Source organism: Enterobacteriaceae bacterium Kacie_13, assembly GCA_013457415.1.
In the GTDB taxonomy this organism is placed as follows: domain Bacteria; phylum Pseudomonadota; class Gammaproteobacteria; order Enterobacterales; family Enterobacteriaceae; genus Rahnella.
On the sequence record CP045665.1, the window covers coordinates 3,988,923 to 4,005,667 of the forward strand.

Sequence of the window (16,745 nt, forward strand, 5' to 3'; positions counted from 1 at the left end):
AAGACAGATCCCTGAAATTGCTCATGTTAAGTTAAAGACATGTCAGCGGACGCGACAGCGCGCCGATCTCCAAAATCAATCAGGGTGAAATACGGATTATGTCGTCTAAGAAAATTGAAACCGCGCTGGTCAGCGCCGGACGGGACAAGAAATTCACACAGGGTTCAGTAAATGCGGTGATCCAGCGCGCATCATCGCTGGTATTTGAAACAGTGGCAGATAAAAAACACGCCACCGCTAACCGCGCCAACGGCGAACTGTTCTATGGCCGCCGCGGCACCCTGACGCATTTTTCGTTGCAGGAAGCGATGGTTGAACTGGAAGGTGGTGCGGGCTGTGCACTTTACCCGTGCGGTGCGGCGGCGGTCAGCAATGCGGTGCTGTCGTTTGTCAGCACCGGTGACCACATTCTGGTGGCCGGTTCTTCTTACGAGCCGACGCAGGATTTCTGCGAAAAAGTGCTGAAGAAATTGGGTGTTTCTACCACCTATTTCCCATCAGACATTGGCGCCGGGCTGGGCGCGCTGATGCAACCCAATACCCAAGTGGTGTTCCTCGAATCCCCGGGTTCAATCACCATGGAAGTCCCGGATATTCCGGCGATGGTAAAAGCGGTCCGTGCGGTGTCCCCGGACGTCATCGTCATGATCGATAACACCTGGGCGGCGGGCATTCTGTTTAAGGCGCTGGAGTTTGATATCGATATTTCGATTCAGGCGGGTACTAAATATATCGTCGGGCATTCAGATGCAATGATAGGCACCGCCGTTTCCAACGCTCGTTGCTGGGAGCAGCTGCGCGAGCACTCCTATCTGATGGGGCAGATGGTTGACGCCGATACGGCCTACGTCGCCAGCCGTGGTTTACGCACCATGGGCATCCGCCTGAAGCAGCACGCGGAAAGCAGCCTGCATATCGCGCAGTGGCTGGCAACGCGTCCTGAAGTGGCGGTGGTGAATCATCCTGCTTTGCCGGGCAGCAAAGGCCATGAATTCTGGAAACGTGATTTCACCGGCAGTTGCGGCCTGTTCTCATTCGTGCTGAAACAGCGCCTGAGCAAGCAACAGCTTTCTGATTATCTTGATCACTTCGAGCATTTCAGTATGGCGTATTCCTGGGGCGGTTTTGAATCGCTGGTTCTGGCCAATCAGCCGGAAGAAATTCAGGCGATCCGCCCGGCAGAAACCGTCGATTTCACCGGCACGCTGGTCCGTCTGCACATCGGCCTGGAGCATTGTGATGATTTGATAGCCGATCTGACCGCGGCGTTTGAACGGATTGCTACGGTCTGAGACACGGGGATTGCGACAGACTGCTCAGATCGTTAAGGTATCTGTCAGATTTTCATTCGTATAATGAGAATACTCTGTAAGCTCTATCCATAGCTCTGGGGAATAAATCCCGGAGGTTACATTTTAAACAGAGCGTTCCCAGATCAACATCTCATAGCGCGAATTACGGTACACTTACAACAGACAAAAGTTGTCACGCACAGCACACGAACAGCAACAGGACAGAATATGGCAGTTATTTGCGACATTTTTCATGCACTCTGGCGGCATGATTTTACTATGCTCGCCGACCCCAATTTGCTTTGGGTTATTTACGCTGTCCTGTTCACCACGCTGTTCCTGGAAAACGGATTACTCCCCGCCTCTTTCCTGCCCGGCGACAGCCTGCTGCTGCTGACCGGTGCGCTTATCGCCAAAGGTGTAATGAGCTTTTTCCCGACGCTGATTATTCTGGTGATCGCTGCCAGTCTTGGCTGCTGGCTGAGTTACATTCAGGGGCGATGGCTCGGTCATACCCGAGTGGTGAAAGGCTGGCTGTTGCAGCTACCGGCGCATTATCATCAGCGTGCCCACCGGATGTTCACTGAACACGGTTTGATGGCGCTGCTGGCAGGCCGTTTTCTGGCGTTCGTGCGTACGTTGCTGCCGACCATGGCCGGGATCTCCGGTCTGAATAACGCACGCTTTCAGTTCTTTAACTGGCTGAGCGCCATCCTGTGGGTGGGTGTGGTGATTACGTTGGGGTTTGCCATGAGCCACATTCCTCTGGTGAAACGTCATGAAGATCAGGTCATGGCCGGTCTGATGATTTTACCGGTATTGCTGCTGGTGATTGGCCTCGCGGGCGGTCTCGTGGTGTTGTGGAAAAATCGCAAAGCCCACGCCTGAGGCCAGTCTGTTCGCTAGTATGCCCTGCTAAAATACCGCTTTAAATGACGCGTCGGCGACAGCCACTGCGCCAAAATGCCCTTCCCTCAGGCGAGCAATTTCGTCGCTCGGAGTCACGCCAAAGTAACGCTTAAATTCGCGGCTGAACTGCGAAGCGCTTTCGTAACCCACCTGCAATGCTGCCGAACTGGCCTTTAATCCATCGTAAATCATCATCATGCGCGCTTTGTGCAGCCGATATGTTTTCAGGTATTGCAACGGCGACGTGCTGGTCACGGCTTTGAAGTTGTGATGAAACGCCGAGACGCTCATGTTCACTTCACTCGCCAGAATTTCGACGCTGAGATTATCGGCGTACTGGGCTTCAATGCGGCGCAAGGATTTGGTTATCTGGCTGAAGTGCGTATGGCGGTTGACCAGCGCCTGCAACGCTCCGCCGTTTTCGCTGGTCAGGATAAAGAACAGGATCTCGCGGATGATCTTCGGCCCCAGAACGCGGGCATGCAGCGGTTTATCCATTACATCCAGCAGACGTTCGGTCGCGCACAGAATGTCGTCATCCAAAATGCCGGAATTGATACCGGTGGAAGACTCGCGCTGATGCGCCATCGCCTCATCGCCCATATCCATCAGTAAATCCTGCAACATCAGGTTATCGATACTGATCTGAATACCGGCCATCGGCTGTTCAGGGCTGCCGAAGGTTTCGCATTCGAACGGCAGCGGCACTGTCAGCATCAGGTAGTTGTGCGGATCGTAGGAGAACGTTTTTTTGCCAAGATAGCCGACTTTACTCCCCTGAAACAGGATCACTACGCCGGGATTATAGAGCACCGGCTGGCGCGCATGGTACTGCGTGGTGTACATCAACGTGACCTGCGGCACCGCCGATTTACTGAGTATTTTGTCACCACTCAGCTGTGCGACGCGTGCTGACATGCGGGCACATAAGCTGTCCACATTTTCCATTTTACCTGCTTCCTGTTTCCGATAAACCGACATCAATAGTGCCATATCCGCCATCGTTTCTACAGAGACAAGCAGAAACAGGCAAGCCTTAGGCAGGATTGAGCATCTTCCCGGCTGCAGTTTGGACGTACAGTAAAACCCGTTCTGTGGTCAGTCAGTTGAAAATAAAATCAGTAGCTTGCTCAGCAAGATGCCGTTTCGTTAACTAGACTTAGTCTCAGGCTAAAGCCCAATCCCTCTCTGTGCCCGCGCATTTCAGCGGGCACTCTGCCCATTAAGGAGAAACTCATGGCAACGCAACCCATCATAAAACTTCACGATGGCAACCTGATGCCTCAGTTAGGACTTGGCGTATGGAAGGCCAGTAATCAGGATGCTACTGCGGCGGTCAAAACCGCCATCGAAACCGGTTATCGTCATATCGATACCGCCGCTATTTACAAGAATGAGGAAGGCGTCGGCGAAGCTATTGCCGCTAACCTCGTTCCTCGTGAAGAGTTGTTCATCACCACCAAACTGTGGAATGACGATCAGCTCAACGCGCCACAAGCACTGGAAACCAGCCTCAAAAAACTGCAAACCGATTACGTCGATCTTTACCTGATCCATTGGCCGCAGCCGCAACAGGGCAACTATGTTGAAGCCTGGAAAGCGCTGCTGAAGCTGAAAGAACAGGGTCTGGCGAAAAGTGTCGGTGTGTGTAATTTCCCACTCGCCCATTTGCAAAAACTGAAAGATGAGACCGGGATTTTCCCGGTGGTGAACCAGATCGAGCTGCACCCGCTGATGCAACAGCGCCAGCTGCATTCCTGGAACGCCACGCACAATATCGCCACTGAGTCCTGGAGCCCGCTGGCGCAGGGCGGCGAAGGCGTCTTCGATCAGCCGCTGATTCAGAAACTGGCGGATAAATACGATAAGACCCCCGCGCAGATTGTCATCCGCTGGCATCTGGATAACGGGCTGATCGTGATCCCTAAATCCGTGACACCGAAACGCATCCGTGAAAACTTCGACGTGTTTGATTTTAAACTGGAGAAGGAAGAGCTGGCGGAAGTGACCAAACTGGATAAAGAGCACCGTCTGGGGCCTGATCCTGAAAAAGGCCTGTGATCCTGCTGTGTTCTAAAACTAAAAAACCCGCCACGGCGGGTTTTGTTTTTTGGGCATTGAAATCGTCACATCGATGGCTGAACCAGCATATTGCCTGCTGAACCGCGATCAGCCAGTTCCAGCGCACCGCTACGATATACAAACGGGAAATGCTCGTACGACGGCTGGTTAAAGTACACCAGTAGTTCAACGTCGCCATCAACCCAGACCGTATCTTTAAATCCGGCATCCTCTACCAGTGGCGCGGCACCGTTGACGCTTTTCACCAGGAAGGATACGCCCTCGGCATGGAACGACTGCGGCATGTCCGCGTGTATTGTCCAGCGCTCCCACGTTCCCTGCTGGGCGGTGAGGTCAATGCGGTTGATGTCCCATATTGCGCCGTTCACGCCCGGCTGGCTGTCGCCAAGGCGCAGGTCGCGGGTACGGATCACATTTCCGGAGAGAATTTGATCGGCCAGTAAACGCATCGGCAAATTGTCCGTCACCAGCGGCAGCAGGCCGGTCGGTTTGAGTGTCAGCACCAGCGTGGATACCAGGATACTCGATGGCTCAAACAATCCGCGCAAACGCTCCATTACGCCCGCCGCTTCACCGGCGGTAATCGACACTTCTTCACCCTGCGACATATCCACCAGCACTTCGCGGCGCTCACCGGGTGCGAGGGATAAGCGCTGCACGGTCATCGGCGCAGGCAGGAAGCCGAGATCGGAGGCCACCACGTGGAACGGGCGACCGTCACTCATGCTCAATTCGTAACGACGGGCATTGGACGCATTCAGCAAACGCAAACGCACCCAGCCGCGTGAGACTTCGACGAAAGGACTTTGCACGCCATTCACCAGCATAGTATCGCCGAAGAAGCCGCCCGAGGCTGGCGTGTCATATTGCGGCACACCAAAACCGTCCAGACGTTTGTCCTGAATGATCAGCGGGAAGTCATCGACACCGTAATGATTCGGCAACGGCAGGTTTTTACTGATTTCATCCTCGACAATCCACATTCCCGCCAGCCCGTTATAGACGTGCGGTGCCATGCGGTTCGGCGTATTGGCATGATACCAGCACGTCGCCGCTGGCTGGCGGATAGGCAAGACCGGCGACCAGTCAACGCCCGGTGACATCATGCGTGCGCCACCGCCGGTCAGCGTGCCCGGCTCCAGCAGACCGCTGATAGTCATCGACACAGGTTCAGCCAGACGGTTGCTGTAAATCAGCTTCACGTCATCCCCGCTGTGCACTTTCACCGTCGGCCCGAGATACATGCCGTTGATGCCCCAGACAGGCGCTTTAGCACCGCCCAGGAACGACCAGTGGGCAGATTGCAACGTAAGGAACAGGGGTTGTCCGCGACGCGATTCTAGCAGCGGCGGAACAGGCAAGGCCGGTTGCGAACCACTCGCTTCTGCTTTCAATGGCAGAGCACCTGCGGCAAGAGCCACGCCGGAGGCTTGCAGGAACGAGCGACGACTGAGTGACATATCTTCTCCATGAAAACAAAAGTAGGCCCCGTCGCCATCAATGGCAGCGGGTTTTAATGTGGTATGTGATGACTTTTATTTTTTTTCGGCAGCTTCGCGCAGTGCTACTTCGGCATCCAGCTCGGCAATTTTATCCGCCATCAGCTTGTGACAGTGTTCAGATAATTCGCGCAAACGGTCTTTCGTGTAGCCAGTGGTATCAACAGGCGGCAACATTTCAACAATGACGTGGCCGTTGGACCAGCGGTTGAGCTTCACTTTGCCATTCGTGTTCGACACGCAAATCGGCACGATCGGCACACCGGCGGAAATTGCCGCATGGAAAGCACCGGTTTTGAAGGGCATCAGACCGCGGCCGCGGCTGCGCGTTCCTTCCGGGAACATCCAGATCGACAGGTTCTTTTTCTTAATCTGGTTTACAACCTGCGAAATCGTTCCGTGGGCTTTCGCGCGGTTATTGCGGTCAATCAGGAGGTTACCAGTGAGCCAGTAAAGCTGACCAAAAAACGGGATCCAGACCAGGCTTTTTTTGCCGACGGTAACGGTACCTGGCATGACAACCGATGATGCGGTCACCATATCGTAATTGTTCTGATGGTTGGCGATATAAATGCATTTACCGTTGTTCGGCGCCTCTGCGGGAATACGCTTTTCAACGGTCAGGCCAAACACCGGCGCCAGATTTCCAAATAACTTTCCGAATGTCGCCACATGTTTCGGATTACGCGGGCTGAACAGACAATAGATACAGCCAAAAAAACTTACCAGAATCGAGTAAATCACCACGATTATCAGTCGTAAAATAAATAGCATAACATCCTCTTAAAACTACAGCCGAAGCCGGTAAGAAACCTGTGCAGTTTGGATCCCTGTGCGCCGAACTATTCTCAAGCCTGATTCAACGCTATACAACGGTTTTGTTTATACAAATGTAAAATCTTTGCACTACACAGCAGTCTCAAACAATAGCTGAACGTCACAACGTAGACAGGGCACAAATGTGCCCTGTCCGTGCCGATGAGCCAGCGCGTTATTCTTCGCTGTCGCCGCCTTTAATGCGGGCAGGCGCATCCACTTCAACGCGATCGATCCGTTGCAGGCCGCGTGGCAGAAGGGTTCCCTTGCGCCCGCGTTCCGCACGGAATTTCTGCAAATCTTCAGGACGCAACAACAGTTTGCGCTTACCAACGTGCAGAGTTATCGACGTCTGCGGCGGCAGCACCAGCAACCAGGCGAGTTTATCTTCACCGGAGGCGGCCTGCGCCGAAGGGATTGATACAATTTTGTTACCCTTGCCTTTCGACAGTTGCGGTAAATCCGCCACCGGGAACAGCAGCATGCGGCCAGCGGCGGTCACTGACAGCAACATGTCGTCCGCACCGTTGAGCTCTATTGGCGCAAACGCTTTGGCATTTTCCGGCAGAGTAATCATCGCTTTACCGGCACGGTTGCGCGCCACTAAATCGTTGAAAGTACACACGAAACCGTAACCGGCATCGGAGGCCATCAGCAGTTTTTGATCGTCCGGTGCCATGATCACATGTTCAATGGTCGCGCCCGGCGGTGGCGTCAGCTTGCCGGTCAGCGGCTCTCCCTGTCCGCGCGCGGACGGCAATGTCATCGGATCCAGCGCGTAGCTGCGTCCGGTGGAGTCGATAAACACGACGGGCTGATTGCTCTTACCTTTGGCGGCGGCACGGAAGCTGTCACCGGCTTTATAGCTTAAACCGGAGGCATCAATGTCGTGGCCTTTGGCGCTGCGCACCCAGCCAGATTCAGAAAGCACGATAGTTACCGGCTCGGACGGCACAAAGTCGTGCTCGCTCATGGCTTTAGCTTCTTCGCGCTCAATGATTGGTGAGCGGCGGTCGTCACCAAATGATTCGGCATCAGCCTGAATTTCTTTGCGGATAAGCGTACTGAGTTTGCGTTCAGAGCCCAGCAGTGCCTGCAACTGATCGCGCTCTTTCGCCAGTTCATCCTGCTCACCGCGAATTTTAGTTTCTTCGAGTTTAGCCAAATGGCGTAATTTCAACTCAAGGATGGCTTCGGCCTGCGTATCGGAAAGCTCAAAACGCTGCATCAGCACCGGCTTAGGCTCATCTTCAGTACGGATGATGTGGATCACTTCATCAATGTTCAGGAAGGCAATCAGTAAGCCTTCAAGAATATGCAGACGCTTCAGGACTTTATCGAGACGGTAATTCAGGCGGCGGCGCACGGTATCGCGACGGTAGGCCAGCCATTCAGTGAGGATTTCCACCAGCCCTTTGACCTGCGGGCGGTGATCCAGCCCGATCATGTTCATATTGATGCGGTAGCTGCGTTCCAGATCGGTGGTCACGAACAGATGATTCATCACCTGATCGAGATCGATACGGTTGGATCGCGGTACCACTACCAGACGGGTCGGGTTTTCGTGATCGGATTCGTCACGAAGATCTTCGACCATCGGCAGTTTCTTGGCACGCATCTGGCTGGCGATTTGCTCGAGCACTTTCGCACCGGAAACCTGATGCGGCAACGCGGTGATCACCGCACTGCCATCTTCTTTATGCCAGACCGCACGCATGCGCACCGAGCCTTTGCCCGACTCGTACATTTTGCGGATTTCGCTGCGCGGTGTGATGATTTCGGCTTCGGTCGGGAAATCAGGACCCTGCACGAACTCCAGCAGATCGTCGAGCGAGCTGCCCGGTTTTTCCAGCAGTGCGACCGCAGCGGCGGCCACTTCACGGATGTTGTGCGGCGGAATATCCGTCGCCATACCCACAGCGATGCCGGTGGTGCCGTTCAGCAGGATGTTGGGCAGGCGCGCAGGCAGCATTTTCGGCTCCTGCATGGTGCCGTCAAAGTTCGGGACATAATCCACAGTACCCTGACCGAGCTCGCGCAGCAGGACTTCCGCATATTTCGACAGACGCGATTCGGTGTAACGCATCGCGGCGAAGGATTTCGGGTCATCCGGTGCCCCCCAGTTCCCCTGTCCGTCAACCAGCGGATAACGGTAAGAAAAGGGCTGCGCCATCAACACCATGGCTTCGTAGCAGGCGCTGTCGCCGTGCGGATGGTATTTACCCAGCACGTCACCGACAGTACGCGCGGATTTCTTGAATTTGGCGTTATTACTCAGGCCGAGTTCGGACATCGCATAAATAATACGGCGTTGTACCGGCTTCAGGCCGTCACCGATAAACGGCAGCGCGCGGTCCATGATGACGTACATGGAATAGTTGAGATAGGCGTTCTCAGTAAACGTATGCAGTGCTAAACGCTCTGTTCCGTCATGAGTCATTTCGCTCATTGATGTTTAATCCTCAGACCCGTGGCGTTATCGTTTTGGAAATTAAGGAAGCTTGCACCCGCAGGCGCGCAAAGGCACCAGCCGCGAGGCAATGATGTCCGCGATAGTACATCATCTGCCGTATTCCTGTCACAGTTGCTGTGTTTATGCGTTGTTTTTAACCAGTTTTAGCCGGTCACGCTGGCGAATTCGTCGAGCTACTCGGGCGATTATTGCATCTGAGTCAATAGTCTTGTGCGCAATATCACATTTTTTCGCAACGCAGAGTTCAGTACACTACGTGACAACAGCCTGACAGCCAGAATTCATTTTAAGGAAAACCCCATGAGCAACATCCTGATTATTAACGCCGGCAAAACCTTTGCCCACTCCAAAGGCGCACTGAACAACAGCCTGACTGACGTCGCATCCAGCTTCCTGCGTGACGCCGGGCATGACGTACGCGTGACCGTACTTGAAGACGGTTACGACATTCAGACCGAAATCGACAGCTATCTGTGGGCCGATGCCATCATTTATCAGCAACCGGGCTGGTGGATGGGCATGCCGTGGACGCTGAAAAAATACATCGACGAAATCTTCACCGAAGGCCACGGTAAGCTGTACGCCAGCGATGGCCGCACCCGTTCAGACGGCGCGAAAAAATACGGTTCTGGCGGCCTTCTGCAAGGCAAATGCTACATGCTCTCCGTGACCTGGAATGCGCCGCTGGAAGCGTTCGACGATAAAGAACAATTCTTCCACGGCGTGGGCGTTGACGGTGTATATCTGGCACAGCATAAAGCCAACCAGTTCATCGGTCTGGATACGCTGCCGACCTTCATGTGTAACGACGTGATTAAACAACCTGACATCGAAGGTGATTTCGCCCGTTACCGCGCGCACCTTGAAAATGTGTTCGGTCAGGCCTAAGGTAAAAAGTCATTCGTGTAATGAGGTAGTTATGATCACTGTTATCGCCGAAATCAAAGTAAAAGCGGGCCGCCGCGATGCGGTCATGGAAAAAATTACCGCGCTGCTGCCAAGCGTTCTCGAAGAGAAAGGCTGCCACCGCTATGAGCCTTACATTGATTTCAACGGCCAGATCCCATGGCGTAAAACCGTTCCTGATTCCATTTTCATGCTGGAGGATTGGGAAAGTCTGGCGCATCTCGAAGCGCATCAGCAGGCACCGCACATGGACAAGCACCGTGAAAACATCAAAGCCGACGTGCTGGATGTGGTGATCCATATTATCGAAAAAGCCTGATCCTAAAATCTGACTTCGTTTAAAACAAAAATGCCGGCGCTGTAACGCGTCCGGCATTTTTTTATGGCACAGCCTGAGGGGGATCAGACGTCCAGTTCGGCGGTATCGCCCTTTTCCTGTAACCAGTTACGGCGATCTTCAGACCGTTTCTTCGCCAGCAGCATATCCATCATGCTCAGCGTCTGGTCGATATCGTTCTCATCGATGGTCAGCTGAACCAGACGACGGGTATTCGGATCAAGCGTGGTTTCGCGCAGCTGCAATGGGTTCATCTCACCCAGCCCTTTAAAGCGCTGAACGTTCGGCTTACCTTTCTTGCGTTTCAGCTGATCCAGTACGCCATCTTTTTCCTGCTCGTCCAGCGCATAGAACACTTCTTTGCCCAGATCGATACGGTAAAGAGGCGGCATCGCAACATAAACGTGGCCACCGCGCACCAGGGATCGGAAGTGGCGGACAAACAGCGCGCACAGCAGCGTGGCGATGTGTAAGCCGTCGGAGTCCGCATCCGCAAGAATACAGACTTTGCCATAACGCAGCTGCGTCAGGTCTTCGCTGTCTGGATCGATACCGATCGCCACGGAAATGTCGTGCACTTCCTGCGACGCCAATACTTCGTCTGAAGAGACTTCCCACGTGTTCAGGATCTTACCTTTAAGTGGCATGATCGCCTGATATTCACGATCGCGCGCCTGTTTGGCAGAGCCGCCTGCGGAATCCCCTTCCACCAGGAAAAGTTCAGTCATGTTCAAGTCTTGCGACGTACAGTCCGCCAGTTTCCCCGGCAGCGCAGGGCCGCTGGTCAGCTTCTTACGCACCACTTTTTTGGCGGCGCGCAAACGGCGCTGAGCGCTGGAAATGCAGAGCTCAGCCAGCTGTTCTGCCGCATGGACGTTCTGGTTCAGCCACAGGCTGAAAGCATCTTTCACCACGCCGGAGACGAACGCCGCGCACTGACGGGAAGAGAGACGCTCTTTGGTCTGACCGGCAAATTGCGGATCCTGCATTTTCACCGAGAGCACATAAGCGCAGCGCTCCCAGATATCTTCCGCTGAAAGTTTCACGCCGCGCGGCAGAATGTTGCGGAATTCGCAGAACTCGCGCATTGCATCCAGCAATCCCTGACGCAGACCGTTGACGTGCGTACCGCCCTGCATGGTTGGGATCAGGTTGACATAGCTTTCTGTCAGCAGTTCACCGCCTTCCGGCAGCCACAGCAGCGCCCAGTCTACCGCTTCGATATCACCGGCAAACGCACCGACAAAAGCTTTTTCCGGCAAGGTGATGAGGCCGTTGACCGCCTCCATCAGGTAGTCGGTCAGCCCGTCTTCATAACACCAGCGCTGTTCAGTGTTGTTTACCTTGTCTTTAAAAATGATTTCAGCGCCCGGACACAGTACGGCTTTGGCTTTCAGCAAATGGCTGAGGCGGCTGACCGAAAAACGCGGGCTATCGAAGAAACTGACGTCTGGCCAGAAATGAACGCTGGTGCCGGTGTTGCGTTTGCCGCAGGTGCCGGTAACGTGCAGATCTTCAACTTTATCGCCGTTTTCAAACGCCATCTCATACACTTCGCCGCCGCGTTTTACCGCCACTTCGACGCGTTTGGATAAGGCGTTTACCACCGAAATCCCCACGCCGTGCAGGCCGCCGGAGAACTGGTAGTTTTTGTTGGAGAATTTACCCCCCGCGTGCAGACGGCAGAAAATCAGTTCGACAGCGGGCACGCCCTCTTCTGCGTGGATATCCACCGGCATACCACGGCCATCATCGATGACTTCGAGAGACTGGTCTTCGTGCAGAATGACTTCGATACGTTTGGCGTGGCCGGCTAATGCCTCATCCACGCTGTTATCAATCACTTCCTGGCCGAGGTGGTTTGGCCGGGTGGTATCGGTGTACATGCCCGGACGGCGGCGCACCGGTTCAAGTCCGCTGAGGACCTCTATGGAATCCGCGTTATAAGTAGATTGGCTCATCGTTGATTATTCGTGGCTCATAGGTTTGTGGGCTAACGATACAGTATGTGGGCGGGAGGAAAAGCACTGGCAGCACGCAGACGCTCTACATCCGGGGAAAAACGTCACCCTGCGATGTTAGTCTGCGGCCAGTTCGAGGAAATCGACAATCGGCGAAAAATAGCGTTCAAAGCCGACAAATGCATGATTTCCCTCGGGTTCAACCGTCTGACGACAGGTGGTGTAATATGCCACAGCCTGACGGTAATCGAGAATTTCATCGCCCGTTTGCTGTAATAACCAGAGTAAATCCGGTGACTCCAGCGGTTCGATCTGCATCACTTTCAGATCGTAAACGTGGCGTGACTCTAACACATATTGCTGGCCGGTGTAGGGGTTCTCGTTTTGCCCGAGAAAGTCGATAAGCAGCTCATAAGGCTTGACCGCCGGGTTCACGACCACCGCCGGTACGGCAAAACACTGTGATAACCACGTCGCGTAATACCCGCCCAACGAGGAGCCGACAATGCCCAGTTTCTTACCGGCATTTTGGATAACCAGCGTTTCAAGCAGCTCAGCAGCCTCGGACGGATACGGCGGTAACTGTGGGATCACCATATCAATACGCGGATGATGTTCCGCCAGCCAGGTTTTCAGTAATGTTGCTTTGGCCGAGTTCGGGGAACTGTTGAATCCGTGCAGGTACAATAGGGTGTTCATTCGTAGCCGTCCGATTCCGTATCCGGGTGAAACTCAGTGGATTCGAGACGGAATACCTGCGTTTCCACGCGGCCATCAGGATATAAATCCAGATAACGCCAACCCGGCGCAACGGTATCAATGGTGAAATTGGTGCAGTGCGGTTTGAACTGAACACAGGTTGACGGCGTGGCGTAAAGGCGACGGCCATACCAGTCGAGATCCAGTTCCTGATGAATGTGGCCACACAGCAGCGTATTCACTTTGGGGTAGTTAACGAGCGTGTTCGCCAGCATGTGCGCATTACGCAGACTGTGCTGATCGAGCCAGGTACAACCCGACGGCAGCGGATGATGATGCAACATCAGCAAAGTGTAGCGATCCGGATAGGCCTTCAGGCAGCGCTCCATCCACTCCAACTGATACTCACTCAGCTCACCGTGCGGCACGCCAAATACTTGCGTATCGAGAAGAATGATTTGCCAGTGCTCGCCAAGCAGTACGTGCTTCGACGGGTTGATCCCGGCGTCGTGCAGGGTTTCAAACATCGCTGGCTGGAAATCATGATTTCCGGGAAGCCAGACACAAGGAGAGGGCAGTTCGCTGATGCCACGGCAAAACTGATGGTATGCCGCCACCGACTGATCCTGAGCCAAATCCCCTGTCGCTGCGATGATGTCGACTTCGCGCTGCTGCGCCTTGATAGCGTCCAGCACGGCGCGAAAGCTGTTAAACGTATTCACGCCCAACAACGTTTCATCTTCACCGGCAAAAAGATGGGTATCTGTAATCTGTAGAACTCTGACTTTGGCCCCATTTACCAAAGGCAGTTTAAACAGGCTTTCCAAATCGTTTCCTTTGTTGTTGAAGTCTGTCTAACAAACCGGAATTGCCATCGCTCCGTGCGCAAGGCAATAACGCAGCCAGTCCGCAAGGAACTGGTTAATTTGATGCTTTTCATCACGCTGATGCAACTTTTTATTAGGATAATCATAGCGTGCTTTAAAGCGAAAGATCTGCTGACTTGCACACACTTCCGCCACCATCGCATCATGATAGAGCCTGACCGTCAACGACGGCAAACTCCAGTAACTGACCGCAGGCGCAGTCTGTTTTATTTCTACCAGGGACGTATAGCGCGTCGATTCGAGGATCGTCAGGCGATACGTGGCGCTACTCACCTGATATGTCACTGTTTCGCCAGGCTCATCTGTGCGCGGCATTAAACGGCGCAATTGCGCGAAATTAGTTTCGCACAATCTCATCATTTCAGGGAAATCAGGGGTATAGCGCTTAATCATTCGTTGGCCCACTCTTTTCTCAGGGATTCATAGTGCAGTTGCAGCCATTGCAGAGCAATCACTGACGCCGCATTGTCTATCGCTCCTTCTTCCACCCAGCGGTAAGCCTGCTCGCGGCTCACAACGTGTACCCGGATGTCTTCATTCTCTGCTTCCAGACCGTGAATTCCTTCTGCCGTGGTAGCGTCGACTTCACCGACCATAATGGAGAGACGTTCGCTGGTTCCGCCGGGGCTGGCGAGATAATTGAGCACCGGTTTGCAACGTTTCACCACAATGTTCGCCTCTTCCAGCGCTTCGCGGCGGGCGACTTCTTCTACCGTTTCGCCCTCTTCAATGATACCGGCGACCATCTCCAGAAGCCATGGGGTATCACTGGAATCAATACATGGGATGCGGATCTGTTCGATCAACACCACCTCATCGCGCATAGGATCATAAGGTAATAACACGGCGGCATGCCCGCGTTCAAAAACCTCACGCACCACCTCACCACTCATTTCCCCATTAAACAAACGATGGCGAAACCGATATGCAATAATAGAAAAAAAACCTTTATATCGTGACTCACGTGCAATAATTTCTACATCATCTTTGCCGAAACTTACCGGTGAATCGTTGAATGAAGACATGGAGCGTTCTCCTTTAATACCTCATAAAGGTAAATTATCGCCTTTTGAGGTCAATTTGATGAAAATGCGTTAATAATAATCAAGGTTGTTTGTGATAGATTTAGGCTCATTCAGTTGGGAAGGCACGTTAAGCCAACCGCCCCTTTAGCCTGACTCTGCTAGAATCCGCGTCTATTAGAGTATTTGACTGCGTCACCATACATAACAACATTGCTGCACAACAAGGAATGCAAATGAAGAAACTGCTCCCCCTTCTCATCGGACTCAGCCTGGGCGGCTTTAGTACGATAAGCCAGGCCGAAAACCTGATGCAGGTCTATCAGCAAGCCAGGACGAGTAACCCGGACCTGCGCAAATCAGCTGCTGACCGGGATGCCGCATTCGAAAAAATTAACGAAAGCCGCAGTCCTTTATTACCGCAACTTGGATTGGGTGCGGATTATGGTTATACCAATGGCTACCGCGATGCAAATGGCGTAAACAGCAATGTTGGCAGCGCCAGCCTGCAATTAACGCAGACCCTTTTTGATATGTCAAAATGGCGCGCCCTGACACTGCAGGAAAAAACCGCAGGTATTCAGGACGTGTCTTATCAGACGGATCAACAGTCTTTGATCCTTAATTCTGCAACAGCTTATTTTAATGTATTGAGTGCAATCGATTCACTCTCCTATACCGAAGCGCAGAAACAGGCTATTTACCGTCAGTTAGATCAAACCACGCAGCGTTTTAACGTGGGCCTGGTGGCCATCACTGACGTACAGAACGCTCGCTCACAATACGATACCGTGCTGGCGAATGAAGTAACTGCGCGTAATAACCTGGATAACGCACTGGAATCCCTGCGTCAGGTGACCGGTACGTATTATCCGCAGCTGTCTTCCCTGAACGTCGACAACTTCAACACCACGCGTCCGCAACCGGTCGCCACGCTGTTGAAAGAAGCAGAAAGCCGTAACCTGAGCTTACTGTCTGCGCGTCTGTCACAAGATTTAGCGCGTGAACAAATCCGTTATGCTGAAACCGGCCATATGCCGACCGTGGATCTGACTGCCTCTACCGGCATCAGCAACACCAAGTACAACGGTGATAAAACCGGCGGCGCATCCAGCTATCAGGATGCCGATGCAGGTCAGAACAAAATTGGCCTGAGTTTCTCCCTGCCACTGTACAGCGGCGGCTCTGTCACTTCCCAGGTCAAACAGGCTCAGTATAACTTCGTAGGTGCCAGCGAGCAGCTTGAAAGCGCGCATCGTAGCGTGGTTCAAACCGTACGTTCTTCCTTCAACAACATTTCTGCGTCCATCAGCAGTATCAACGCGTATAAACAAGCCGTTGTCTCTGCGCAAAGTTCGTTGGATGCGATGGAAGCCGGTTACCAGGTTGGTACCCGTACTATCGTTGATGTGCTGGATGCGACCACCACGCTGTACAACGCCAAACAACAACTTTCCAGCGCGCGTTATACCTACCTGATTAACCAGCTGAACATTAAATCAGCGCTGGGTACACTGAATGAAAGTGATCTGTTGGCACTGAATGGTGCACTGGGCAAACCGGTTCCGACGGCACCTGATCAGGTTGCGCCTGAAACACCAAACCAGGATGCAGCGGCTGACGGCTATAACAGTAACGGCACGCAGGCAACTGCGCCACGCACTGAAAGAGCAAGCGCAACGACTACCACCAATACCACCAAAAAAAGCGGCAATCCTTTCCAGAACTGATCCTGAAAAGTCGCATTTTTTGTTGAGCATAAATCCCTGAGGCAGCCTGAAAAGGCTGCTTTTTTTTGCCTCCGTCACGTCCCTCTGTAAAGTCTGGTAACAATTGGCGTGCGCTGCTTTAACAATCACCTT

15 protein-coding genes are annotated in these 16,745 nt (G+C 53.3%); 6 read left to right on the forward strand and 9 right to left on the reverse strand.

Annotation, left to right across the window (positions count from 1 at the left end; translation table 11 throughout):
• Window positions 1-98 precede the first annotated feature (98 nt).
• Together metC and GE278_18245 are read left to right on the forward strand one after the other, a co-directional pair.
• The gene (metC, locus tag GE278_18240; GenBank protein ID QLK62581.1) at window positions 99-1,292 is read left to right on the forward strand and encodes a cystathionine beta-lyase; all 1,194 of its coding nucleotides are present in this window, start codon (window positions 99-101) and stop codon (window positions 1,290-1,292) included.
• A 228-nt stretch (window positions 1,293-1,520) separates the two neighbouring features.
• Window positions 1,521-2,180, forward strand: a complete 660-nt coding sequence (locus GE278_18245) for a DedA family protein (GenBank protein QLK62582.1) — start codon at window positions 1,521-1,523, stop codon at window positions 2,178-2,180.
• Between the two features lie 27 nt (window positions 2,181-2,207).
• On the opposite strand, the gene GE278_18250 is transcribed toward GE278_18245, so the two are convergent.
• Window positions 2,208-3,149, reverse strand: a complete 942-nt coding sequence (locus GE278_18250) for a helix-turn-helix domain-containing protein (protein ID QLK63338.1) — start codon at window positions 3,147-3,149, stop codon at window positions 2,208-2,210.
• Between the two features lie 288 nt (window positions 3,150-3,437).
• On the opposite strand from GE278_18250, the gene dkgA reads away from it, so the two are divergent.
• Entirely contained in the window at window positions 3,438-4,262 is an 825-nt protein-coding gene (gene dkgA, locus GE278_18255; GenBank protein QLK62583.1) for a 2,5-didehydrogluconate reductase DkgA, read from the forward strand.
• Between the two features lie 65 nt (window positions 4,263-4,327).
• Here the strand turns inward: dkgA and ftsP are convergent, their stop codons facing one another.
• From ftsP to parC, 3 genes are all read right to left on the reverse strand, one after another.
• Window positions 4,328-5,743: a cell division protein FtsP gene (gene ftsP, locus GE278_18260; GenBank protein ID QLK62584.1), complete on the reverse strand. Its 1,416-nt coding sequence runs from the start codon at window positions 5,741-5,743 to the stop codon at window positions 4,328-4,330.
• A gap of 75 nt (window positions 5,744-5,818) precedes the next feature.
• Window positions 5,819-6,556, reverse strand: coding sequence for a 1-acylglycerol-3-phosphate O-acyltransferase (locus GE278_18265; GenBank protein QLK62585.1), 738 nt, complete (start codon window positions 6,554-6,556; stop codon window positions 5,819-5,821).
• 217 nt (window positions 6,557-6,773) lie between these two features.
• Complete coding sequence (parC, locus tag GE278_18270; protein ID QLK62586.1) at window positions 6,774-9,047, reverse strand: DNA topoisomerase IV subunit A; 2,274 nt, start codon at window positions 9,045-9,047, stop codon at window positions 6,774-6,776.
• A gap of 324 nt (window positions 9,048-9,371) precedes the next feature.
• Here parC and GE278_18275 point away from each other — a divergent pair, with 324 nt between their 5' ends.
• Both GE278_18275 and GE278_18280 read left to right on the forward strand, forming a co-directional pair.
• A complete protein-coding gene (locus GE278_18275) occupies window positions 9,372-9,959 on the forward strand; it encodes an NADPH quinone reductase MdaB (protein QLK62587.1) in 588 nt (195 codons plus the stop codon).
• Between the two features lie 31 nt (window positions 9,960-9,990).
• Complete coding sequence (locus tag GE278_18280) at window positions 9,991-10,296, forward strand: antibiotic biosynthesis monooxygenase (protein ID QLK62588.1); 306 nt, start codon at window positions 9,991-9,993, stop codon at window positions 10,294-10,296.
• A gap of 83 nt (window positions 10,297-10,379) precedes the next feature.
• Here the strand turns inward: GE278_18280 and parE are convergent, their stop codons facing one another.
• From parE to GE278_18305, 5 genes are all read right to left on the reverse strand, one after another.
• Complete coding sequence (gene parE / locus GE278_18285; GenBank protein QLK62589.1) at window positions 10,380-12,275, reverse strand: DNA topoisomerase IV subunit B; 1,896 nt, start codon at window positions 12,273-12,275, stop codon at window positions 10,380-10,382.
• A gap of 117 nt (window positions 12,276-12,392) precedes the next feature.
• Complete coding sequence (gene yqiA / locus GE278_18290) at window positions 12,393-12,974, reverse strand: esterase YqiA (GenBank protein QLK62590.1); 582 nt, start codon at window positions 12,972-12,974, stop codon at window positions 12,393-12,395.
• The gene (cpdA, locus tag GE278_18295; protein QLK62591.1) at window positions 12,971-13,801 is read right to left on the reverse strand and encodes a 3',5'-cyclic-AMP phosphodiesterase; all 831 of its coding nucleotides are present in this window, start codon (window positions 13,799-13,801) and stop codon (window positions 12,971-12,973) included. The genes yqiA and cpdA overlap by 4 nt, the downstream gene beginning before the upstream one ends.
• Window positions 13,802-13,828: 27 nt before the next feature.
• Window positions 13,829-14,254 (reverse strand): DUF1249 family protein, encoded by a 426-nt coding sequence (locus tag GE278_18300; GenBank protein QLK62592.1) that lies wholly within the window; start codon window positions 14,252-14,254, stop codon window positions 13,829-13,831.
• A complete protein-coding gene (locus tag GE278_18305; protein QLK62593.1) occupies window positions 14,251-14,886 on the reverse strand; it encodes an ADP-ribose diphosphatase in 636 nt (211 codons plus the stop codon). The genes GE278_18300 and GE278_18305 overlap by 4 nt, the downstream gene beginning before the upstream one ends.
• 233 nt (window positions 14,887-15,119) lie before the next feature.
• Between GE278_18305 and tolC the strand changes: the two genes are divergently transcribed.
• Window positions 15,120-16,613: an outer membrane channel protein TolC gene (tolC, locus tag GE278_18310; protein QLK62594.1), complete on the forward strand. Its 1,494-nt coding sequence runs from the start codon at window positions 15,120-15,122 to the stop codon at window positions 16,611-16,613.
• Window positions 16,614-16,745: the final 132 nt, after the last annotated feature.